The sequence below is a fragment of the Spirosoma litoris genome (genome assembly GCF_054776755.1).
The window spans coordinates 1-22,433 of sequence record NZ_BAAHBI010000005.1 but is presented as its reverse complement, the minus strand read 5'-3'; the positions used below and the strand labels follow the sequence as shown (position 1 = coordinate 22,433).

The following is a 22,433-nucleotide window of genomic DNA, read 5'->3' as shown; positions in this document are numbered from 1 at the left end:
TTTTATAATACGTCTGCCAGGAGCGATCTAGAAAAATATTGAGGCCTATAAAAGGTTCCACTCATAGTTTTTAAGGTCTGGAAATCAAGCGTTGGGCTGACAAGGAAAAAATCGATTTTTTCCTTGTCAGCCCAACGCTTGATTTCCAAATTATATAGTGCTTGCCTTTACTTCTTCCAGTTTACACTTGGCAGCCAGTGCTTCCAGGGCTGCTGATTCCACTTCAGAGAGGGCTATATACGCCCACTCAACGCAGGATACTGCATAATCGGTTGCATTTTCGTAATGGCGCTCAGCCGATGCCACATCCCACTTATGCTTTGTTTCGCCCATCTTTTCCTGAAGATGGTGTCGAGCCTTTGCCACATCGCTTTTGATATACTCAATGCGCTGTTTTATCGACGATTTAAATGTGTCAATACCACCATGGAGATCAGCTTCGATGGCTTCGGTTTTATTGACAAACGACGCCTTTTTAGCGTCAAGCTCTGACTTCGTTTCGTCGATTCGTTGATCGAGTTTTTCTTTCGATTCCTGGCGCGCGGCTGCCACTTTATCTTCTAGGCTTCTGGTTTTTGCCGCTAGTTCCATCAGCGCATCGGATAGTCTTTCTGCCATTTTGTTAGGTAGATTATTGTTGATTGATCAATTGAATGGTTAGGTCAAGAAAACTTCTTCGCCAGCGAATGGAGATTTTTGAGCTTAAACGAAAAATAGATGCTATACACCCCCGCCGTTAGAAAAGCGAGAGCCGTCCAGATCACCAGGGAAAGACCTGCGAAGCCAGGGTTCCAGAGAAGAATATAGGCGAAAAAAAGGCCGAGTATTCCCAATCCCAGCAGGCTACCCGTGCCCGGAATGCCTCGGTTGGCCATGTCGATGGAGGTACCGATGGCCGTAAATGAGCGAAATAAAACGTTGAAGCCTACATAGAATGGCAGGGTCAGGATCGAAACCGCCGGATTGTTAATGAGCAGTAACCCAACCAGTATATTGGCGATACCCAAAACCAGTGTCCAGCCCCAACTGTGCAGTTCTTTACGGTTCGAGATGGCAAACATGACTTCGGCAATACCGGTAGCCAGAAACGAGATGCTGAAAATAACCGCGAGGGTCAGATAGGTGCTTAATGGGGTCATCGCCGTCCAGATGCCCACTGCCAGAAAAATAAGCCCTACGAGCAAAAGTAAATACCAATGTTTAACTGAGTTTTTTACGCTTTCGAGGATTGAGCCTTCCATACTTTTGGTTTTTTAGTGAACAATACAGATCCTGCCACCAGCACTATAGATGTGCTGGCGCAATTTTTCTTAGAGTTAATACATTAACAATTAGTAATTTACAAGAAGCAGCTATCGTTAATGAGCTACATGTAGCTTGTACCGGACTACTGAGGCTGTGTTCTAGTTATGGCACAAATATGTCGTAAACGCTGATGGTGGCGTTTGTCCGAAACTCGCCAAAATTTGTCTAAAATTCTTAATTCGGAAGATAGGCCAGCTTTATTGGCTATTTCTGAAAAAAGTGGGTGACGCCCCCGTATGTTTTTTGAAAAACTTACTGAACGAAGCCTGATCGCTGAAATGCAGTGATTCGGCGATAGAGGCTATACTCGAATGGGCACTTTTCAAGTAGGATTTGGCCATTTCGATGATTGCCGCGTCGATCCATTGACCGGGTGTTTGGCCCGACGATTTTTTGACGGCCTGAATCAAGTATTTTGGCGTAATAAAAAGCGCATCGGCATAAAATTGCAGATGGTGCTCCTGTCGGGCGTGCTGGCTGACCAATTGCTGGAATTTAAAGTTCAGATCCAGTTCTCGGGTAAATCGGGCATCAATCGGCAGATTGTTATTTTTATAAATCGCTGCCGATTCGTAGAGATAGGCAAAAAACAGGCTTCGTACAATGTCAATATGGTAGGGTGTGTTATGATTATCCCGTTTTTTTTTCAGAACGTCGTACAATGACAGCAACGGGTCTGCCTCATCGCGTGTCAGATGGATCAGTGTAGAGGGGCTACCCGCAAAAAACCGGAACGCTTCGAGTTGACGCTCGTTAATTAAGTTTGTCAACAGAAAATCCTTGGAGAAAAACAACAGTCGACCTTTACAATCCGGGCTTTGCTCCCCTCGTTCGAGAATGCTGAAGGGACTGATGGCAAAAAAGGACAACGGTTCAATACGGACAGGCTTGTAATTGATTGTCAGGTCAAGCCAGCCTTCTACACACAGTGCCAATCCATAAAAGTCGGCACGATAGGGCGTTCCCAGCACATGGGTATGAAGGGGTTCATCGGGCGAAATAAAATAGTCGGGCGTATGCCAGTTGTAGCCAAAATTGGTGAACATTTCATCCAGTCGGCTAAATGTAGTGAGTTTACGGTGGGGCATTGAGAAGGACGTTTGCATTCGGCGAAAAGCTTTGACACGAAGTTAAAATAAGTTTCGTGTCCGGATTTATAGGACCATATCACCTGTCTCATTTTTCTTTCAAATGACGAATTATTCCCCTTTCCACAGAACTACCCAATTATGGCAAAAATAGCAGTTTAGTAAGGTCTTAAACAGATTCAATTTATGCCAGTATTCGTGCTTTACCAGCTAAAGTGTTGCCAAATAAGACACAAAAAAGCCGAAGCTTGGGAGCCCCGGCTTTTTCTATAAATTACCAATCTGAACTATAAATCGGCAATGGCTTTATTGATTTCGTCTTTGGTTTTGCCTGTTTTTTGTTGGATTTTACCCCACATTTCATCTTCCTGGCCTTCCTGATAGGTTAAATCATCGTCGGTTAGATCTCCGTAGGCTTGTTTGATTTTACCTTTTAATTCGTTCCAGCCACCTTTTATGGTTGTCTCGTTCATGATCGTATAGTTATAACGTTGATTAAATATGTAATCACCTTGATTACATATTTAGAACTATACCGGGATCAAATTGTTTTCGACAATATGGTCAACAATACGCTCCGAGTCTCTAGTAAGGAGATTGAGCACGCCAGTTACAGGCACTGAAAAGCCCAGGAAATAAAGACCCTGAAAAGGAGCCTCGTCGAACCAAAGTTTTTTCGGATAACCCCGATCATTTAATAGTTGGGCCGATAAGGTATCTCCTAAAAAAGTGGACAACCCTGTTCGATAGCCCGTTGCCAGAATAATGGCATCAAACGGCAGTTCACGTCCGTCGGAGAAGGTTATCGTTTTGGCATTAATGCGTTCAATGGCGGGCACGACCGTTATGGCACCAGCCTTAATCTGATCAATAGTACCAACATCAATAACCGGCGTTTTGCCACGCCGGTTGTCGTAAGTAGGGGAGTGTTTAGGCTTGCCAAGGCCGTAGACAGATACATCGCCCACACTTGCTCGTTGCGTTAATTTTGATAGGTAATCGCAAAGCCAGTTGGGAAGCTTACTCAGCAGAATGGCAATGGGTTGGGCCGGTCGTCCAAATACTTCCCGCCGGATAATATTGATCGGACTCCGCACGGAAATAAAAGGTTTAGCCCCGTTTTCCAATAAATCTAGCGCCAGCTCAGCCCCTGTATTACCCATGCCTACTACCAGTACATTCTCATTTCGAAAGGGTGCTCCATTTCGGTATTCGTAACTATGCCAGATAATACCACGGAAATTAGGCTGACCAGGCAATTCGGGTGCATTCGGAACACGATTGTAGCCTGTCGCCACAATAACGCGCTCTGCCGTAAACAAGTCGGTTTCCGTTTGAACCTGCCACTGGCCATCCTGATTACGGTGAATACTACTAACCTTCTGGTTGAATTTTGGCCTTATGTTAAAATGCTCGGCATACTGTTCGAGATATTCAACAAATTGTAAGCGAGGAACATAGGTAGGGTAGCTGGCCGGAAAAGGAAGATGGGGCAACGCTGAGTACTCTTTAACTGTATGAAGGTGGAGCCGGTCATAATGATTCCGCCATGAGAAACCAATATGATCACTGGCTTCGAGTACGGTAAATGGCAAACCAAGCTGGGCAAGTCGACCAGCCATCGCCAATCCCGCTGGTCCAGCGCCGATTATTAGAGTTGTAAAGTTATTTAGTTGCATAGTTGTAAAGTCTATGAATGTAATAATGGGTGAATAATTGATTAGACTTTACCACTAAATAACTCTTTAACCTTACAACTTTATAACTTATTTTATCCTCGTCCAGGTCTGGGTTTTGCCAAGAAGTGAAACGCCAACATACCCACGAACAAGGAGTGTATTGGGATCTTTCAGTGTCATTTTACAATTGTACTCCTTCCCGTCTTCAGGATTATAAATCTTGCCATCACTCCAGACGTTTCCGCCTTCGAACTTGAAATTATACATCAGAACCATGTTCATCAATGGGCGTGACCGCTTCGATTGGTCGGTGTTGTTTTCATCGGTACGGGGTTTGCCGGTTGCCGGATCAGTAGGCTGACCTAGCCAGACGAGCTTACCGAAATAGGTGCCTCCCTGTTTATAAATCTGGACGTGCCCTTTTTTTGTGCCGTTTAACCAGGTGCCAACAACGGCGTCAGAATCGTCGATGGAAACAAACGATGTTAGACTAATAAATAGCGCCACCAGTGGCAATACATAACGAAGACCTTTCATACGTGCTTAGGAATTGGAATAAAACAGAAAATTTTCTGTACTAACGTAAATATTGCACAAAAATGTCTGAACCATGATTTGTCGGATTGAAATGATTTACCTGATTTTGTTTAACATTGATTGTTTAAAATGCCTTGATTGAATTTAAAATCACAATAATCTGCATAATCATAAAAATTCTGGCCGCGTCGGCGGTTCAATCAGACCTATGTTTAAACGTGACCCTAACCGCAGTTACCCAACCGAAACCGAATCGCGGGTGATTATCCGCTTTCAGGACTGCGATCCGCTCCAGCACCTTAACAACGCTAAATATTTCGACTATTATTTCAACGCCCGGGAAGATCAGGTAGCTAAGCTCTACGATTTTAGTACCGGGCAATTGTTTCGGGAGTTGAAAGCAAGCTGGGTCGTTTATCAGCATCAAATCGCCTATGTACGACCCGCGCAGGTCAGTGAGTGGGTACGCATCATGTCGAGGCTGATTTATGTGAACGAAGACACCACCGTGACGGAGTACATCATGACTGACGATGGCAAGACCCACCTCAAAAATGTGCTGTGGGTAACGTCTAAATACGTGAGTGTGGAGACCGGCAGGCGCATCCCGCACCACGATTGGGTGAAAGAATTACTCGATGCGATTATCGTTCCGAACGTAGATTTTTTGAGCCTCAATTTTAACGAACGCATTCACGAAATTAAGCAACAGGTTGTGCAGTTGCATAGCTTGTAATAGATAATGTACAATGAGTAATGGATAATGTACAATGGGTAGTGATCTCGCCCATTATTCATTGTACATTATCCATTACTCATTTTAGTAAGTCTCCATTAATCACTTCACATTGTTCATTATACATTATCGGATGAAACTCCTCAATAACCTCACCGTTCGCGTACTGATTGCCATTACATTGGGTATTCTGACGGGTTACCTTTTCCCGGAAACAGCAGCTAAGCTCAAGCCATTGGGTGACCTCTTCATCAACCTGATCAAGATGGTGATTGCCCCCATTATTTTTCTGACCATTGTGCTGGGTATCAGTAATATGGGTGATCTGAAAAAGGTAGGCCGGGTAGGAGGGAAAGCGCTGCTCTATTTCGAAATTGTAACAACCGGCGCATTGGCAATTGGCCTGATTTTGGCCAACATTATCCGGCCGGGCGATGGGGTTCAGACTGCTGCTGTGAAAGGAGGGGACATTAGTAAATACACGGAACAGGGGGCGGGCATGGACTGGACGGAGTTCTTTCTGCACATCGTTCCAAACAATGCCATTAAAGCCTTTGCCGAAGGCGATATCTTACAGGTGCTGGTTTTTTCAATGCTGTTTGGCGTTGGGCTAACCCGCATGGGCGAAAAAGGGAAACCACTGATTCAGACCTTCGAACGGTTATCTAAAGTGTTTTTCAATATTCTTGGTGTGGTAATGGTATTGGCTCCACTGGGCGCATTTGGGGGAATGGCCTTTACGATAGGGAAATACGGTTTGAGTACGCTATTGCCTCTAGCGAAGTTAATGGGCACAGTTTATGCGACTATGATTCTGTTCATTTTCGTTATTCTGAACCTGATTCTACGCTACTACAAAATCAGTTTGTGGGCAGTGCTTAAGTTCATAAAAGAAGAGTTGCTAATCGTGCTAGGCACTTCATCATCAGAGTCGGCATTGCCCCAGATTATGGATAAGCTCGAAACGCTGGGTTGCTCGCGGTCGGTGGTGGGACTGGTTGTTCCGGCGGGCTACTCGTTTAACCTCGACGGTACAACAATTTATCTGGTTATGGCAACCATTTTTCTGGCGCAGGTATTTGGGGTTGATCTTACGCTGGGACAGGAACTCACCATTATTGGGATTCTGATGGTAACCTCAAAAGGGGCAGCAGGAGTGACCGGTAGCGGATTTATCGTGTTGGCTAGTACCCTGACAGCCATTAAAGTGATTCCTGTAGAAGGGCTGGCATTGCTGCTTGGCGTAGACCGATTCATGTCCGAAGCACGATCGATCACCAACATTATTGGCAATACGGTGGCTACTATTTTCATCGCCAATAACGAAGGCGAATTCGATCGGGCGAAGTACGAACTGGTGTTGAAAAAAGAAGACGCGAATGAGTTAACAGACTACAAATATTAGGTTTACGGTATTGTGTTTACGGTTAGTTGACCGCACTAACATACGTTGCTGAAGTGTCAGCTGCCATAAACCAACCCCCTAAAACCGTAAACCAAAAACCTTTTTTATACTTTTTAGGAGAATTAATTAAACCATTTCGTGCGTGATTGTTCAAAGGGACAAATACAACCTGAAAACAATACACTACCATGAAAAAAGCCCTGCTGACTGGCGCTACGCTGGTCGTCCTTCTCTCGACCAGCGTATTAGCTCAACGTTACAACTACCCACAATCATCGCCTAATAATTATCCCCAACAACCCGGCTACAATCAGCCGGGCTATAACCAACCAGGGTACGGTCAGCCCAATTATAACTACGACTATGACGATTATCAATTCGACCGCCACCTCGACTGGTGGGATCGTGAATTGAATCTATCCCGTCGGCAGGAGCGCGAAATCCGTCGGATTCGTGATCGTTTCAATCAGCAAACCCAGAACATCGATTACCGTGATCCCCGGCAGCGCGATTTCTTCCGGCAGGCTCGTCAACGCCAATTTTTCGATATGATGGCGGTACTGGCGCCACAACAACGCGATCAGGTAATTGCTCACATGCGTCCTTATGAAATGGGCCCCGGATCGCGTTCGGCACAACGAGGCCGTGGCTATGGACCCGGCCCTGGGTATGGCCGCTACTGATATTGAGTAGAATAGAGGAAGGGAGTGTTGAAAAGGTCGGCCAGTTTGGTCGACTTTTTTTGTGCCGTTTCCACTTATATAATTAGACAACCACCTGTGCAACATTGCATTGGCCGACTTGTCTTTATTTCGTATTTTTCCGGGAAACTCATTTTGCAAAACTGTATGTTAAGTCATCAACGAATCAAACAAACAGGTGTATTGCTGATCCTTGTAGCGTCGACAACGTTCGCTCAGCCATCGCCCCCTCAACCCAAGATGTCGCAAAATCCATTTTTAGTACCTTATTCAACACCCCACCAAACGGCTCCATTTGACAAGATTACCAATGCCGATTACCTACCTGCATTGAAAGAAGGTATGACGCAGGGACGTAGTGATGTGGCTGCCATTGTGAATAATCCGGCCAAACCAACGTTCGAAAATACCATCGTTGCGCTTGAGCGATCGGGCGATTTGCTGGGAAAAGTTACGTCGGTATTATTTAACCTGAACAGCGCCGAAACCTCGCCTGAGCTTCAGAAAATTGTGAAAGAAGCTTCGCCGATGTTAAGTGAATATCGGAATGATATTGGCCTGAATGAGAAGCTGTTTGCTCGCGTTAAAGCCGTTTATGACCAGCGCGCCAGCCTGAAACTGAACCCCGAGAGCGCCATGCTGCTCGAAAAAAGCTACAAAGGATTCGCTCGTAATGGGGCTAATCTGGACGAAAAAGGGAAAGAACGTCTGCGTGCTATAGATAAAGAGCTTTCACAATTATCGCTCCAGTTTGGGGAGAATGTACTTAACGAAACGAACGAGTACATGATGCCTGTTACGTCGGAGAAAGACCTGGCTGGCCTTCCTGACTATGTTATTGAAGCGGCCAAAGCTACGGCTAAACAAAAAGGGAAAGAGGGTTGGGTATTCACCTTACAGGCACCCAGCTACGGACCGTTTATGCAATATGCTGATAACCGGGAACTCCGTAAAAAGCTATACATGGCCTATAATGGCCGCAGTTTCCACGGCGACAAGAACGATAATTCGGCAATCATCCAGAAAATAATCAACCTGCGCTACGAGCGGGCAAACTTGCTGGGCTACCCAACTCACGCCGATTTTGTACTGGAAGAAAGCATGGCTGGTTCGCGTACTAAAGTACAGAGCTTTCTGGATGAACTGGTAACTTATGCTCGTCCGGCTGCTGAACGCCAATTACTGGAATTGACGACCTATGCCAAAGGACACGGTTTTACGGAAGATAAACTGCAAGTCTGGGATAACAACTACTATGCTGAAAAGCTGAAAAAAGAGAAATACGACCTCGATGACGAGACGCTGAAACCCTATTTCAAGCTCGAAAACGTGCTAAACGGGGCGTTTACGGTGGCGAACAAACTCTATGGCATCACGTTCAAAGAGCGCAAAGACATCCCGGTTTATAACCCTGAAGTAAAAACGTTCGATGTTTTCGATAAAGATGGAAAGTTTCTGGCGGTGTTCTATGGCGATTACTTCCCTCGTCCTGGCAAACGTAGTGGTGCCTGGATGAACGACGTGCAGGGACAAAAGGTTGAGAACGGCGAAAATATCCGTCCGCATATTATGAACGTCTGCAACTTTACCCGCCCAACCGACACGAAACCTTCGTTATTAACCTTCTATGAAGTGACAACGCTGTTTCATGAATTTGGACATGGTTTGCACGGAATGTTGGCTAATGGAACATTCGAAAGTCTGAGCGGTACGAGTGTGCCACGCGACTTTGTAGAGTTGCCATCGCAGGTGATGGAAAACTGGTGTTACGATCCCGAAGCACTCAAACTCTTCGCCAAACATTACCAAACGGGTGAAGTCATTCCGAATGAATTGATCGAGAAGATTCGCGCCAGTCAGAACTTCATGGCGGGTATGGCTAATCTGCGTCAATTGCGTTTAGGCTTGATCGATATGTATTATCACAACCAGAAACCAACCGGTGAGACGGTTTCGCAAGTTGAAGGTCGGGTGGATTCGGTAGCGAACTTGTTCCCACATGTCGATGGGGTAGCCATCAGCCCAGCCTTCTCGCACATTTTCGCGGGTGGTTATTCGGCTGGTTATTACAGCTACAAATGGAGCGAAGTATTGGATGCCGATGCTTTTGAATTCTTCAAGGAAAAAGGTGGGCTGGATAATAAAGCTGCTGCCGATAGTTTCCGTAAGAACGTCCTGGAAAAAGGTGGAAGCGAAAAACCAATGGAACTCTACAAGAAATTCCGGGGCCGCGAACCATCGCCCAAAGCGATGTTACGACGAAGTGGATTGATTTTATAAAAAGATCATATCGAAATGTAAGTCCTAAAAAAAGAAAGACGACCAATAAGTGGTCGTCTTTCTTTTTTTCTAAATGAGCTATTTTTTGTGTGACCCCGATGGGGTCAGATGTCTATAGAACGATCCTGGTTACTATAAACATTTGACCCCATCGGGGTCACACAGTCCAGAGATGCTTAATCACAAAGACACATAGAACGCAGAGTTTAAACAGCTCGGGGAATATGTTAAATGTCTGTGTATCTGTAGTTGAAAAAAATAATTGACCTACTATTACTCTAAACGAATAGTCGTTTCTACATGAATCTGCTCCAGGAAATGCTGGTCGTGCGATACTACGATAAGCGTACCCTGGTATTCATTAATGGCCGCCGTTAAAATGTCTATATTCTGAATATCCAGATTATTCGTTGGCTCATCTAAAATAATAATATCGGGAGCCTGATTCCGGATTGTGAGGCAGCATAGCATTAACCTCATTTTTTCGCCACCACTAAGAACGCTGCAAGGTTTATCCCAATAGTCTTTGGTAAAGAGAAATCGGTTCAACCGGATTTTCAGTTCATGTTCCTGCAAGGCAGTCGTATTGAATTGCTGCGCCTGCTCATAAACACTGAGTCGATTAGTAATCAGGGAATAGTCCTGATCGATATACACCGACTGATTATCGGCCCGATAAATAGTGCCAATGGTCGGTGAGATTTGGCCTAAAATCAGTTTTATTAATGTTGTTTTGCCAGAACCATTCAAGCCTTTTAAGGCGACCCGCTCTCCACTAATAAGCTGGAAATCTACTGGTTGTTGCCAGAGTAACCGATGATTATACCCGTAGTTAATGCCTTTGGCAGTAACTAGAATTTTGCCTTTATGCAGGGTCGAATTATCGAAACCAAAGCGCATTTTGTCCGTTTCGGGCAACGCAGATCGTAACTCACTTAACTCCTGCGAAATGGCGCCGACTTTTTCCGTATGGACACCTTTCAAACGAGAAGTGCTCTTTTCTGCGTTGTTCTTAAACGTATTCATCAGGATGGTCGGAAGCCCTGACTTTTCCTGCTTTTTCTTCCCACGAGCATCCAGTTTTTGTTGCCTTTCAACTGATTCCCGCTCAACCTCTCTGGCTTTCCGCAAGGCTTTTTCTTTACTTCGGACATCCTGCGTCAAGGCGTTGCTTTCAATCTGCTTCTGCGCGGTATAGAAATCATAATTGCCACCATATACTGTTATACCCCGTTTACTTAATTCATAAACCGAATCGAGCAGGTTGAGCAGTACTCGATCGTGACTCACGACGATCAATGTGATCGAACTGGATTCGATAAAGTTGTACAGTAATTGCCTGCCTAAGGTGTCGAGGTGGTTGCTCGGCTCGTCTAGCAGTACGAGTTCGGGTTGATGAATGGCGATTCCCGCCAGAAAAACTTTGGTCTTCTGGCCACCACTGAGGGTTTCCATCTTTTGGGTTAGCGCAAAATCGGCCAATCCCCAATAAGTCAGAGCTTCCTGACAACGTTCTTCTATCGTCCAGTCATCATTCAGTAAAGCCAGGTTTGCCTCCGTAACATGACCAGCAAGAATTTCGGCAAGGGCGGTTAATTTATCCTCGATCTGAAGCGCCTGGCCAATGGTAAAGTCATTAAACTGACCGAAATGTTGGGGTATATAGTAAGGCAAAGAATCAAATTTTACGCTGCCTGTCGACGGCTGTAAAACGCCGGCCATGATTTTTAAAAGAGTTGACTTCCCGCTGCCATTATTACCAATCAGGGCGACCTTGTCGTGCCTGTTAATTGAAAGATTTATGTTGTCAAACAGTAAATCTTTGTTAGGATGTATATAGGAGAGATTTTGTAGCGTAAGCATAATTTCTTTCTTAAAAAGTGAATAGATATAGCGAGCCACTTGGCGGCTTCACTACTATTTTCCTCTGAAAGAAATTGAATCCTACATGATCTGTTGGTACGCTTACAACGGCAAATCTACGATTTAATTAGAAAATATGCCTCATGGCGCTATCATAGCCGCATTTACTACCTGGGTTGAGGTGTACCAGTCGACGGTTTCCCGGACACGCACGTTTACTACCATTGGCAGTTTTTAGAAGTGCTAGTTAAAGTAGGTAATCTACGCCTTACTGTTTATATTCAATTCCTGGTTTATCTATTTTGATTTTTGCCTACTTTTTGAAATTTTGTACCAAAAATTACTCTTTATGTTTTATTTTAAATCTTTATTTTCTCTACTAATTGTATTTTGTTTGGTGAGGCCGGTTTTTTCTCAATCAGAAAAAACAAAGGTTGTTGCCCAATTGGATAAAGAGTACCCTCATTATGCTGCCCTGGCTCAACGAATCTGGAAACTAGCAGAACCAGGTTATCTGGAGAATGAAACCAGTAGTCTTTTACAAAAAGAACTCCAGAGCCAGGGATTCACTATTACGACCGGCGTCGCCGATATGCCTACTGCGTTTGTAGCTACTTTTGGTAAAGGTGCTCCTGTAATAAGCATTCTGGCCGAAATGGATGCCCTGCCCGGGTTGTCGCAAGATTCTGTTCCGACGCGCAAACCCCTGGTTCCTAACGCGTATGGCCATGCCTGTGGGCATAATTTATTTGGTGTGGGTTCGGTAGCTGCCGCTATTGCGGCAAAAAACTACCTGCAACAGTCGGGTAAATCGGGCACAATTCAACTGATTGGTACCCCAGCCGAAGAAGGCGCGGGTGGCGGAAAGACGTATCTGGTTAAGGCGGGCCTGTTCAACAATGTCGATGCCGTGTTGCATTGGCACCCCGGTGATGGCAACAGCGCCAGTCCTTCTTCATCACTGGCGTATCGCGTTGCTAATTTTCAGTTTCACGGACTGGCGGCTCACGCGGCAGCCGCACCAGAAAAAGGTCGATCGGCCTTGGATGCTGTAGAAGCGATGAACTACATGGTCAATATGATGCGTGAACACGTGACTTCAACCACTCGTATTCACTACGTTATCAAGAAGGGCGGGCTTACCTCAAACATTGTTCCTGATTATGCAGAAGTAGAATACACCATTCGTCATCCGACGGCTAAGGGTTTGGAAGAAGTTTGGGCGCGTTTGATGAAAACGGCTCAGGCCGCAGCCTTGGGTACAGAAACGACGATGACCTATGAAGTACTGGCCGGTTTGTATAACCTACTCCCCAATGAAACGCTGGCTAAACTGATGCAAAAGAATCTGGAGCAAGTGGGCGGTATCCGCTACACAGCTACCGAAACAGAGTTTGCCGATAAAATTCGCAAGACGGTCAATTCAGAAAGTCTCCCACCCTTAAGTCGCGCTTCCGAAATTCAACCCTATGCGTTGAACGGAGTAGGGTCGGCATCTACCGACGTTGGTGATGTAAGCTGGGTTCTCCCAACGGCGGGTTTATCGACGGCAACCTGGGTTCCCGGCGTTCCGGCGCATAGCTGGCAGGCGGTTGCCTGCGATGGTATGTCGATTGGTTTTAAAGGGATGATTGTCGCAGCTAAAACAATCTCGCTAACGGCTATCGATCTGTTTCAGCAACCGGCAGCCATTCAACAAGCCAAAGCGGAATTGTATAAAGCGCGTGGGGGAGAGGCATTTACCTATAAATCATTAGCAGGAGATCGTAAACCACCTTTAGATTATCGGAAGTAAGTGATTTGTGTGGGTCAGACTCTCTGTTTTACCCAACCCCTCCCCTGAAAACCAGGGGAGGGGTTAAAACGACAATACCCAAAAACGGTTGGCTGCTTATCGAACATCTTTCGTTCCGTCCCAAACCTGATGATTGACGCTGATAATGACGCCTTTCTGCTTTAGTACACGTTGTAAATCTGGCGTTGCTAGAGTCTGAACCGATTTCTTTTGCTTAACCGCCATAGCCGCTGCAATACCGGCACTATTGCCAAGCTGCATCCAGGTTGATTCGACCCGTAACGAACAAAACCCCACGTGCGATGCTGAGACACAGACTGGAACCAGCAGGTTCGTGCACTCGGTGGCTTTCGGAGTAATGGCCCGGTACGATACTTCGTACGGTTGTGTAATCGACTCCCAGATTCGGCCTTCGTTGACAAACTGCGTTTTCGAAACAGCTACCCGCTGTACATGGTGACTGTCAATCCAGTGCGATCCCAGACAGATGGCGTCGGGTTTGGTTCGTTCCTCTAAAATATCCTGCTGCTTCTGAACGTAAGCGCCGATCATACGCCGGGCTTCGCGCACGTAGAGATAATACGGGAAGTTTTCGTTGTCTTTAAACTCATCCGCGCTAAGTCCGTACGACGCCGTTTCGGCTCGTAAAGCTTCCGGTATCGATGGATCATTGGCCAGATAATACATCAACCCGAGTGTCCAGGCTTTATGATCGTCATAAATGGCTTTTCTGCGGGTATAATTAGCTTCTGGATAATCGACATTTCCGCCAAAGTGACCCAATGAAATCACTGCTTTTTGCTTGTTATTTGTTTCAAACTTGCCTTTTGGGTACGTCCAGGAATACATGTCGATAATGTCGCGTAGTTTCGTTTCCGGATGGTTTTTCAGCAATCGGGTGAGTAACAGGTAACGCTCGGGCTTATACGAAGTCGGTTTGGGAAACGGACGACGATCAGCGTTGCTCGACATCATCAGTCGAAAATTGTAGTTCATGACCCGGTCGCTGGCCTGACCTTCGGTTAACGTGGACCGTTCAACGAAGCCTGGGAGCAACTTGCCATTGTCGTCATAAGGGGCTGCTTCGATGGGGGTATCAATGAAGCGCACACCTGCAAGCGACTCACCATATTGCTCCTTATTTTCTCTTCCGTGGGTATGCGAAACACCTGCCTGCGCCATTAGGTCACCTTCGTAGGTAGCATCAATGAAGGCTTTGCCTGAAAAACGAGTGCCGTTTGTTAAGGCAATTGACTGAATTGCAGTGCCTTGCTTCACGACCGACTGCACAAAGGCATCATACACGACCGTCACCTTTGCTTCTTTCAGTAAATCCAGAAACGTTTTTTCGGCTACGTGCGACTCGAAGTAGAAAGTTGGCCCAGCCAATCCGTAGAATTTGCCTAGTCGTTGGTAAAATTCCAGCGGTAGACCCGAAATGGTTTCCTCGATCATGTGTTCTGACTCGGCTGTGCCGATTCCGCTGGTATTCAGGCCCCCAACGTGGCGAGTTTGTTCGAGTAACACTACGCTGGCCCCTTCGCGGGCGGCTGCAACGGCGGCAATGATGCCACCGGGTGTGCCGCCATAAACGACGACATCATAAGCGCTTGTTTGGGATGGCTTGAACGAAGTAAATAAGCAGGTGACTAGCGCCAGGAAAAATGAGATAAAGAGTTTCATAATAACAGTTTTGAAAGCTACATGGATGAATCAACAAATCAGCTAGCCATCAACGAATGGCTAGCTGAAAACCAACCTATCTAATTAAAAGCCAGGATTTTGCGTTAAGGCCGGATTTGCATCCCGTTCAAACGTGGGAATTGGGAAAAGCAAGTATTTATCCGAAACAGTATAGCCTTGTTTCTGAGCAGCTTCCAACAACTTTCCGGTACGAAGCAAATCCCAGCGACGATGACCTTCGCCCGCTAATTCCCAGCTTCGTTCCTGTAAAACAGCGTCCCGGAACTGAGCCTGGGAAAGTCCTGTCAGATCCTGCGGACCGGTCGTGTTGTCACCTTTTCTGGCTCGCGCTCGCACCTGATTGATGGCATTATACGCATCAGTACCAGGCCCACTCAACTCGTTTAGCGCTTCGGCGTACATCAGAAGTACATCGGCGTAGCGAATGACCAGGAAATTATTCCGGGCTTGCCCGGCACCACACGCGTTCGGGTCCCAGTATTTATCCAGATGTGGACCCGTACGAGACAGAACCACAGTGCCATTGGCAATGGTCTTTTGGGTAATAACGGCAACCTGCTTTCGGTAATCACCGGCTACAAACGAATTAGCATAGGAATCGGTAACCTGAAAAGAGCCGCCTGTGAGGTTGATAGGATAACTAAAATAAATCGCAAAATTCTCCGCCATTGCACTGCCATACTTCGGTTGAATGCAACTGAATTGAATCGAGAAAATATGCTCGGGTCCATTTTCTTTTTCTGGGGTGAATATATCCCGATAATCAGCCACCAAACTGTAGGTTTTTGAGTCGATTACCTCTTTGGCTTTCGTAGCTGCATTCGACCAGTCTTTTCGGGTTAAATAGACTTTAGCTAATATTGACTTGGCGGCTCCAACTGTAGCTCGGCCAATTTCGCCCGCGGCTGTATAACTGGTCGGAAGAACCTTCTCTGCGTCCTGCAAATCCAGAATAATCTGCTGGTAAACTTTTTCGGCTGGATCGCGGGGAATTTTGACATTGACGACATCAGTTGTCGTTTTTACAACTAAAGGCACATCGCCAAAGGCCCGAACCAGATTGAAGTAATGCAACGCCCGTAGGAATTTCGCTTCGCCAACAATCTGATCCCGAAGTTTGGTGTCCATCATAATCCGGGGGACATTTTCGATAACCCGATTTGCCCGGTCGATAGTGATGTACGAATACGTATAAAAGCTATCAAAATAATTCGTAGAAGCGGTGTACTTAAACTGATCGACTTCGTTGGCGGCTGGGTCTCCGTCGGGTCGAACCAGAATATCATCTCCGCTTAAATCCCCCAAAACGATCATGGGCATCTGATAAATAATTTTACTTCGGTCATACACCGCGTTGATGGCCGTTGTGGCATCAGCTGCATTATTGAACGAATTGGATTCACTCAAAAAACTGATTGGGACTTCTTCCAGATTACTCTGACAACCTCCAGCAACCAATAAGCAGCTCAGTAAGGTTAATAGATAGGTAAATCGGTTCATTGTGTTAGTTGGGTTTATGTATGACTGCCTGATTTGACAGACAACTAGTTAGCTTCTAGAAACTGATGGTGCCGCCAAGCGTATAGGTGCGGGATGCGGGGTACGCGAAGTTGTCGATCCCATAAGTGGTGTTGCTGGTAAAACTCGAATTTACCTCAGGATCATAGCCCGAATAGTTAGTGAACGTGAGCAGATTTTGGCCACTTATGTACACACGTGCCGCTCGGATGGCCTTGGTTTTCAGAGGAAGTCGGTAACTCAGCGAGACGTTTTTAAGGCGCAGAAAGGAGCCGCTCTCAATCAGATACGAACTATTGGTCATATTCCACTGCCGGGCAGATGGGTGGTTATTCGACGGTTTGTCCGTCTGCCAGTGATCATCGATAAAGCTTTTAAGGGCCGTTGCTCCTGGGTCAATTTCCGTGACACTTCGGGTATAATTGAAAATTTGATTACCCTGTACACCCTGAAAGAAAACAGACAAGTCTAACCCTTTGAAAGAGACGGTGTTGGTCAGCCCATAAATAAATTTGGGCAAGCCATTGCCAATGATGGTGCGGTCGGTCGCGTTATTGAATACACCATCGCCGTTAACATCCTTAAAACGAGGTGCCCCACCAATATCGCCTGTCTGAGCCAGACTGCCAGCCGCCTTAACCGCGTCGGTCGTCTGCCATACACCGTCAAACACTCGCCCGTAAAACGAGCCAATTGGCTCACCTACTTTAACAATTGTTTGCATGGAGGTCCCTCCATCGGTTACCAGATACTGATCGGCATCAGCTAGTTTCAAGACTTTGTTCCGATTAAACGATATGTTTCCCGACGTTGTCCACTTTACTTTTCCGGCCACGTTAACCGAGGTAATACCCAGCTCTAGCCCCTGATTTCTGAGACTACCGATGTTACGAGTTACCGTCGTAAAACCCGTTGTGGCGGGTAGATCAATACTCAGGAGAAGGTCTGTTGTGGTTTTGATGTAATAATCAGCTGTTAGCTGGATGCGGTTGTTAAGCAACCCCAGGTCGACACCGGCATCAAACTGTCCCGTTTTTTCCCAGCGTAAATCTGGATTGCCAATCGTACTCGCCTGCGTAGTGAGTACTTCGGTGTCGCCAAAAACGGTGCGTGATGTTACGTAAGAAGACAAGGAGTTGTAAAGCCCGATGCCATCGTTACCCGTAAATCCGTAGCTGAGCCGAAATTTCAAATCGCTGATGGATTGAACCGATTTCAGGAATGGCTCATCCGACACCCGCCAGGCAAACGCGCCAGACGGAAAGAAACCGTATTTGTTATTGATACCAAAGCGGGAAGAACCATCTATCCGTCCGGTCAGGGTAAACAGGTATCGATCCTTGAACCGGTAATTAACCCGACCCAAATACGAGTTCAGTCCCCATTTTTGAACGGTTGTGGTTGGGGCAATCAGGACAGAACCCTGCCCCAGATTATTGGCGCCGAGTGTATAATTGGCAAAATTCTGAGCTTCCTGATACGTACGATCTTCCCGGTTCGACTGGAACGTAATACCGGCCACTACGTCGAAGGCATGATTAGCGCTTAGCGTACGAGAATAGGTTAACGTGTTTTCATTGAGTAAGTTAACGTTCGCCGAAGAACCATTGGAACCGTACCCATTGAGTGAGTTAGCAACCAGTGTCTGGGGTGTATAAAAGACATATCGTCGGGTTGTCAGCAAATCGGCACCAACGCTAACTCGTGCAGTTAGGCCATCCATAATTTGGTATTCGCCAAAAATATTCCCCAACGTGCGATTGGTATACAAGGCATTGGTGGAGGTTCGTAAAACTGCAACGGGGTTAGGAATACTGGCCATACCCGAGCCGGGCCCAACGTTCAGCAATTGCCAGTTGCCGCTGGCGTCGTAAACGGGGCTGGCGGGCGAAATTGTGCGGGCTGCCCCAACGGGGCCATTAGTACCGCTTTCGTTGACACCATTGTTAATGCTATAGGTAACCATAAAAGTGGTCCCAATTTTCAGCCGATTGCTAATTTTGGCATCCAGATTTATGCGGCCAGTATACCGCTTAAAGTTGTTCGCAATCACAATCCCGTCCTGATTGAAATAGTTGACACTCACCAGATACCGGATTTTATCCGTTCCACCCGAGGCCGAAAGCTGGTAATTCTGCATCGGAGCCGCGCGGTAAATCTCCTTCTGCCAGTTGGTACCAACCCCATATTCCGACGGCTTTTTAGGGTAAGCCGTTGTGTAGCCAAAGCGCTCCGCAAAGCCAAGATTCCGCAATTGCTCATTTTTGAGGGCCGTTTGTTCTTCGGCAGTAGCCAGCGTGAGCATTTTGGTAATGTTCGATACGCCATAATAAGTCTCAAAATCGATGTTCGATTGCCCTTCTTTCCCGCGTCGAGTTGTTACAAGTACTACGCCATTCGCCCCTCTGGAGCCGTAAATCGCGGTGGCCGATGCATCTTTTAGTACTTCGATATTTTCAATATCGTTCGGGTTGATCGTCGACAGGACGTTGGGAAAGTTTGTCGAGCCATTGGCCCCCTGTGCCGATGAAGGATTGGTGACAGGAAATCCGTCAATGACATATAACGGATCATTACTGGCCGAAATGGAATTGCCGCCCCGTATCCGAACGGTTACCCCGCCACCCGGCGCGTTAGACGAGTTCGTGATCTGTACGCCCGCTACCCGGCCTTGTAAAGCCTGGTTGAACGACGAGATGGGTTGCGCCTTTAGTTCGTTTGCGCCAATCGAACCGACAGCGCCGGTAAGATCGCGTTTTTTGACCGCGCCATACCCAATCACGACGACCTCATTGAGAGATTTATCGTCCGCAGCCATACGGATAGTCAGCGAGGTTTGGTTGCCTACGGTAGCCTCCTGGGTCTGATATCCAACAAAGCTGAACACTAACACCGAGCTTTTTTCGGGGACGGCCAGCTGAAAAGCGCCCTGGCTGTTTGTTGTTGTGCCACGCTGCGTTCCTTTTAATAACACGCTAACACCGGGTAGGGCTTCGCCTTTTTCATCGACAACTGTACCACTAATGGTTTGGTCGAGCGTTATGGGTACAACCAAAGGTGAAACAGTGCTGCTCGATTCTTTACGAAGTACGATGTAGTTACCCGAAACCTGATAGGTAATATTCAGAGGTTTCAGAAGTCGATCAAGTACCGTTTCGAGTGGGTCGTTACTGGCCTGAATCGATACTTTAGGCTGCATGTCAATCACCTGTGGAACATAGGTGAACTTCACATTGGCGGCTTTCTCAATGCGACGAAGAATCGTTTTTAAGTCTCTGTTATCGAATTGAATAGAAATCGGCCGGTTCAGCAGATCCTGTGCCAAACCGTCTCTGGCTACCGTTAATCCGACCGAAATCAGAGCTAGTAGTAACTGCACACAGGTAATTTTCATGAGGGTAAAAAGGGTAAAGGAATCCCGGAATTTTTTCATACTTTTAATCAGTTTTTGTTCGATTGAATTAGAAAGCAGAGGGCAAAAACATCCCCGTCCCCACTTTTTCAGGGTTGTTGCAAGGCCAGAAAAGAGAGGAGTGACGTTACATAAGGCCGGACATCGGGTTAATCATGGTTGCAACAGGATTAGCCGGAGGTCTGGTCTTCTTTCTAGAAAGGGTAGGCTATCTTCATAGGCATTGGTTTAGGGTTTAGTAAAGGATTTAGGGAGTCTGACAGCCTTGTCCAGAAATAATAATTTGGGTTCCCCAGACTTCGTACGTAGCGCCAATCGTCTGACAGACAAGGTCTAACTTGCGAAAAAGAGGCTCGTTGCCCAATGGAGCTGTCAATCTACACTGCTTAAATGCTGTTGTATCGTATTGGATAGATACCCCATAAGCCTGTTCCAGCTTGGAAAATACGTCGCTGACGGGATCGTTTTCAAACACGAAGTACTGATTCGTTTGTGGCTGTTTGATCAGGACGGGCTCATCAACTAGCCGTTTGGTCAACTGTTGACTTCTGGTATCGAAAATCGCCTGTTGATTAGGCGTCAGGAGCAACCTGTTCGCAATCGTACTCCCATTCTTAAGCGATTCACGAAGGGCGTTTAGTGTAAATACGGCCACTTTCCCCGTTCGAACGGCGATGGATATCTTCGCGCTTTGGGGAGTTGCTTTGATCGTGAAACTAGTACCAACAACCTGGGTTACAACCTTATCGGCGTAGACGATAAAGGGTTGTTTAGGCTTTTTAGTAACCTCAAAATAGCCTTCTCCCTCCAGATGAATTTCCCGCTTAGCTGGATCAAAGATTTTAGGGTAGGTCATCCGACTTTGGGGCTGTAAAACAACCTGACTCCCATCCATTAAGTAAACCGTTAAGGGCTTTGTTGTTGTGTTCACCTGTTCAACCAGCGGCTTATCCATAGACCATTCTATAGGAAGGGCTGACGGGCCGGTTGCACTTGGTTTTGTACTAAACCACCACCCGAAACCCAACAGCAACAGAACCGCAGCAGCGGTTGCCCACGACCGCCAAAGTCCAATGCGATGAATGCGAGGCTCGCTTTCTAAACGGGTTACAGGCTCTTCCAGAATCTGTTGCTGAATACCCGCCCACATCCGGTTTCTCTGCTCCTGAGTTGGCAACACCTGACTGTTTTCGACCGCTTTCAACAAAGCACTAGCTGCCACCACAACCGCTTGCTTTTCGGGGTGATGTGCCAGGAAATCTTTCCAGAATGTATCTGTTTCAGCAGTCGGGTGTTGAATTGATTGCTGAAAAAAATCATCCTGGGCCAACTCCTCGACCGTAAAGTCACGGTAGTTTTGCATAGGTCTCGATCGGGAAAATAATGGACTAGTGCACTTCTGAAGACAAGAGAGTAAATGGTGTAAAATGTCCCCTCGATTTTTGAAAAATATTTTTCTGTCAAAGTCAGAATTTCGTTCGGAGCCGTGTCACGGTTCTATTGATCGTAATAATTAACCGTGACACGGCTCAAGAGAGCAGCCAAAGTAGGAGTAGACCCAAAAAAGGAGCAAAGTAGGGGGCTTGCTCGCGGAGCTGTGTTAAGGCTTTATGGAGTGTATTCCGAACGGATTTTTCGGTAATGCCCATGATCTGGGCAATTTCCTCCGTTTTAAAGTTCTGGTAAAAACGCAACGTCACAACTTCCTGCTGACGCTGAGGCAACTGAGCCAAAGCTTGGGTTAGACGCTGGGTAAGCTGAGCCTGTTGTTCCTGCCCAATAAAATCCTGTTCAACAGAGTAATACGTACTTAACGTATCTGCCTGAGTTGCGGATAGCTCGGTCGAGTGATCTTTTTCACCCAGAGAATGCATCTTACGGCGAAGCGACCGGAAGAGATAAAATTTGACAGAATTGGCAGAAGCGATGGAATGGCGCATTCGCCAGATATCCACGAACAAATCCTGAATGGCATCTTCAACTAAAGCAGCGTTAGCAACGACTTTATAGCCATAGCTATACAAAGTAGCGTGGAAACGTTGGTATAATTCGGCAAAAGCAGCCTGATCGTCCTGTCTGAGGGCGCTCCAGAGCTGTTCATCTGTTGATGAATCGACATTTACCTGCCTAACCAATTGCCCTTGAAAGAATGGTGAATGATTATTTTTATAAAGTTACTATCTATAATGATATTTATGCGTGTCGTGCAGAAATTCTTGATGAGCGACTGATCTTTTTTATAACTCGTAATAACTCGAAAATGATGAAACTAATGCAACTATATTTCAGTTGCAAAATAGTCTGTTGGACTTATTCGTCTATGAAAAATTTAAATATGGCCTATAAATTACTAGTACTCTTCCAATTTAATTCTTACAGCAATCTGACTTGTTGACGGGATTGACTTTTC

Annotated in this window: 17 protein-coding genes; 5 read left to right on the top strand and 12 right to left on the bottom strand. The window is 46.3% G+C overall.

From position 1 onward, the window contains the following. Positions 1 to 150: 150 nt before the first annotated feature. The 6 genes from ACYVGR_RS02770 to ACYVGR_RS02745 form a co-directional block, all read right to left on the bottom strand. Positions 151 to 618, bottom strand: coding sequence for a hypothetical protein (locus ACYVGR_RS02770; RefSeq protein ID WP_460953756.1), 468 nt, complete (start codon positions 616 to 618; stop codon positions 151 to 153). Between the two features lie 44 nt (positions 619 to 662). Then, the gene (locus ACYVGR_RS02765) at positions 663 to 1,241 is read right to left on the bottom strand and encodes an HdeD family acid-resistance protein (RefSeq protein WP_460953755.1); all 579 of its coding nucleotides are present in this window, start codon (positions 1,239 to 1,241) and stop codon (positions 663 to 665) included. Positions 1,242 to 1,502: 261 nt separating this feature from the next. Beyond that, on the bottom strand, positions 1,503 to 2,411 hold the full coding sequence (locus ACYVGR_RS02760) for a helix-turn-helix domain-containing protein (protein ID WP_460953754.1): 909 nt from the start codon (positions 2,409 to 2,411) through the stop codon (positions 1,503 to 1,505). Positions 2,412 to 2,680: 269 nt separating this feature from the next. Further along, positions 2,681 to 2,866 carry a CsbD family protein gene (locus ACYVGR_RS02755; protein ID WP_157589654.1) on the bottom strand — a complete coding sequence of 62 codons (186 nt, stop codon included), beginning with the start codon at positions 2,864 to 2,866 and terminating at the stop codon, positions 2,681 to 2,683. A 57-nt stretch (positions 2,867 to 2,923) separates the two neighbouring features. Continuing rightward, the gene (locus ACYVGR_RS02750) at positions 2,924 to 4,072 is read right to left on the bottom strand and encodes a flavin-containing monooxygenase (RefSeq protein WP_460953753.1); all 1,149 of its coding nucleotides are present in this window, start codon (positions 4,070 to 4,072) and stop codon (positions 2,924 to 2,926) included. An 87-nt stretch (positions 4,073 to 4,159) separates the two neighbouring features. Beyond that, the gene (locus ACYVGR_RS02745) at positions 4,160 to 4,609 is read right to left on the bottom strand and encodes a DUF2147 domain-containing protein (protein ID WP_460953752.1); all 450 of its coding nucleotides are present in this window, start codon (positions 4,607 to 4,609) and stop codon (positions 4,160 to 4,162) included. Positions 4,610 to 4,817: 208 nt separating this feature from the next. Here ACYVGR_RS02745 and ACYVGR_RS02740 point away from each other — a divergent pair, with 208 nt between their 5' ends. The 4 genes from ACYVGR_RS02740 (at position 4,818) to ACYVGR_RS02725 (ending at position 9,731) form a co-directional block, all read left to right on the top strand. Next, on the top strand, positions 4,818 to 5,345 hold the full coding sequence (locus tag ACYVGR_RS02740) for an acyl-CoA thioesterase (RefSeq protein ID WP_460953751.1): 528 nt from the start codon (positions 4,818 to 4,820) through the stop codon (positions 5,343 to 5,345). A gap of 133 nt (positions 5,346 to 5,478) precedes the next feature. Continuing rightward, a complete protein-coding gene (locus ACYVGR_RS02735; protein ID WP_460953750.1) occupies positions 5,479 to 6,750 on the top strand; it encodes a dicarboxylate/amino acid:cation symporter in 1,272 nt (423 codons plus the stop codon). A gap of 188 nt (positions 6,751 to 6,938) precedes the next feature. Continuing rightward, positions 6,939 to 7,433, top strand: coding sequence for a hypothetical protein (locus ACYVGR_RS02730; RefSeq protein ID WP_460953749.1), 495 nt, complete (start codon positions 6,939 to 6,941; stop codon positions 7,431 to 7,433). 165 nt (positions 7,434 to 7,598) lie between these two features. Continuing rightward, positions 7,599 to 9,731 carry a M3 family metallopeptidase gene (locus tag ACYVGR_RS02725; protein ID WP_460953748.1) on the top strand — a complete coding sequence of 711 codons (2,133 nt, stop codon included), beginning with the start codon at positions 7,599 to 7,601 and terminating at the stop codon, positions 9,729 to 9,731. A 273-nt stretch (positions 9,732 to 10,004) separates the two neighbouring features. Here ACYVGR_RS02725 and abc-f read toward each other — a convergent pair whose 3' ends face one another. Further along, positions 10,005 to 11,594 carry a ribosomal protection-like ABC-F family protein gene (gene abc-f / locus ACYVGR_RS02720; RefSeq protein WP_460953747.1) on the bottom strand — a complete coding sequence of 530 codons (1,590 nt, stop codon included), beginning with the start codon at positions 11,592 to 11,594 and terminating at the stop codon, positions 10,005 to 10,007. Positions 11,595 to 12,039: 445 nt separating this feature from the next. Between abc-f and ACYVGR_RS02715 the strand changes: the two genes are divergently transcribed. Next, a complete protein-coding gene (locus tag ACYVGR_RS02715) occupies positions 12,040 to 13,389 on the top strand; it encodes an amidohydrolase (RefSeq protein ID WP_460953746.1) in 1,350 nt (449 codons plus the stop codon). Between the two features lie 96 nt (positions 13,390 to 13,485). Here the strand turns inward: ACYVGR_RS02715 and ACYVGR_RS02710 are convergent, their stop codons facing one another. The 5 genes from ACYVGR_RS02710 to ACYVGR_RS02690 all read right to left on the bottom strand — a co-directional run bounded on the left by ACYVGR_RS02710 (position 13,486) and on the right by ACYVGR_RS02690 (position 22,158). Further along, positions 13,486 to 15,072, bottom strand: a complete 1,587-nt coding sequence (locus ACYVGR_RS02710) for an FAD-dependent oxidoreductase (RefSeq protein WP_460953745.1) — start codon at positions 15,070 to 15,072, stop codon at positions 13,486 to 13,488. An 84-nt stretch (positions 15,073 to 15,156) separates the two neighbouring features. After that, positions 15,157 to 16,593 carry a RagB/SusD family nutrient uptake outer membrane protein gene (locus tag ACYVGR_RS02705; RefSeq protein WP_460953744.1) on the bottom strand — a complete coding sequence of 479 codons (1,437 nt, stop codon included), beginning with the start codon at positions 16,591 to 16,593 and terminating at the stop codon, positions 15,157 to 15,159. Positions 16,594 to 16,648: 55 nt separating this feature from the next. Continuing rightward, positions 16,649 to 20,044 (bottom strand): TonB-dependent receptor, encoded by a 3,396-nt coding sequence (locus ACYVGR_RS02700; protein ID WP_460953743.1) that lies wholly within the window; start codon positions 20,042 to 20,044, stop codon positions 16,649 to 16,651. Positions 20,045 to 20,270: 226 nt separating this feature from the next. After that, positions 20,271 to 21,386 carry a FecR family protein gene (locus tag ACYVGR_RS02695; protein WP_460953742.1) on the bottom strand — a complete coding sequence of 372 codons (1,116 nt, stop codon included), beginning with the start codon at positions 21,384 to 21,386 and terminating at the stop codon, positions 20,271 to 20,273. Positions 21,387 to 21,552: 166 nt separating this feature from the next. Continuing rightward, on the bottom strand, positions 21,553 to 22,158 hold the full coding sequence (locus ACYVGR_RS02690; RefSeq protein ID WP_460953741.1) for an RNA polymerase sigma factor: 606 nt from the start codon (positions 22,156 to 22,158) through the stop codon (positions 21,553 to 21,555). Positions 22,159 to 22,433 lie beyond the last annotated feature (275 nt).

What these genes read in the sequence shown, in the direction of transcription:
- ACYVGR_RS02770 (WP_460953756.1), bottom strand. Translation starts at nt 618, where the DNA reads ATGGCAGAAAGACTATCCGATGCGCTGATGGAACTAGCGGCAAAAACC.
- ACYVGR_RS02765 (WP_460953755.1), bottom strand. Translation starts at nt 1,241, where the DNA reads ATGGAAGGCTCAATCCTCGAAAGCGTAAAAAACTCAGTTAAACATTGG.
- ACYVGR_RS02760 (WP_460953754.1), bottom strand. Translation starts at nt 2,411, where the DNA reads ATGCAAACGTCCTTCTCAATGCCCCACCGTAAACTCACTACATTTAGC.
- ACYVGR_RS02755 (WP_157589654.1), bottom strand. Translation starts at nt 2,866, where the DNA reads ATGAACGAGACAACCATAAAAGGTGGCTGGAACGAATTAAAAGGTAAA.
- ACYVGR_RS02750 (WP_460953753.1), bottom strand. Translation starts at nt 4,072, where the DNA reads ATGCAACTAAATAACTTTACAACTCTAATAATCGGCGCTGGACCAGCG.
- ACYVGR_RS02745 (WP_460953752.1), bottom strand. Translation starts at nt 4,609, where the DNA reads ATGAAAGGTCTTCGTTATGTATTGCCACTGGTGGCGCTATTTATTAGT.
- ACYVGR_RS02740 (WP_460953751.1), top strand. Translation starts at nt 4,818, where the DNA reads ATGTTTAAACGTGACCCTAACCGCAGTTACCCAACCGAAACCGAATCG.
- ACYVGR_RS02735 (WP_460953750.1), top strand. Translation starts at nt 5,479, where the DNA reads ATGAAACTCCTCAATAACCTCACCGTTCGCGTACTGATTGCCATTACA.
- ACYVGR_RS02730 (WP_460953749.1), top strand. Translation starts at nt 6,939, where the DNA reads ATGAAAAAAGCCCTGCTGACTGGCGCTACGCTGGTCGTCCTTCTCTCG.
- ACYVGR_RS02725 (WP_460953748.1), top strand. Translation starts at nt 7,599, where the DNA reads ATGTTAAGTCATCAACGAATCAAACAAACAGGTGTATTGCTGATCCTT.
- abc-f (WP_460953747.1), bottom strand. Translation starts at nt 11,594, where the DNA reads ATGCTTACGCTACAAAATCTCTCCTATATACATCCTAACAAAGATTTA.
- ACYVGR_RS02710 (WP_460953745.1), bottom strand. Translation starts at nt 15,072, where the DNA reads ATGAAACTCTTTATCTCATTTTTCCTGGCGCTAGTCACCTGCTTATTT.
- ACYVGR_RS02705 (WP_460953744.1), bottom strand. Translation starts at nt 16,593, where the DNA reads ATGAACCGATTTACCTATCTATTAACCTTACTGAGCTGCTTATTGGTT.
- ACYVGR_RS02700 (WP_460953743.1), bottom strand. Translation starts at nt 20,044, where the DNA reads ATGAAAAAATTCCGGGATTCCTTTACCCTTTTTACCCTCATGAAAATT.
- ACYVGR_RS02695 (WP_460953742.1), bottom strand. Translation starts at nt 21,386, where the DNA reads ATGCAAAACTACCGTGACTTTACGGTCGAGGAGTTGGCCCAGGATGAT.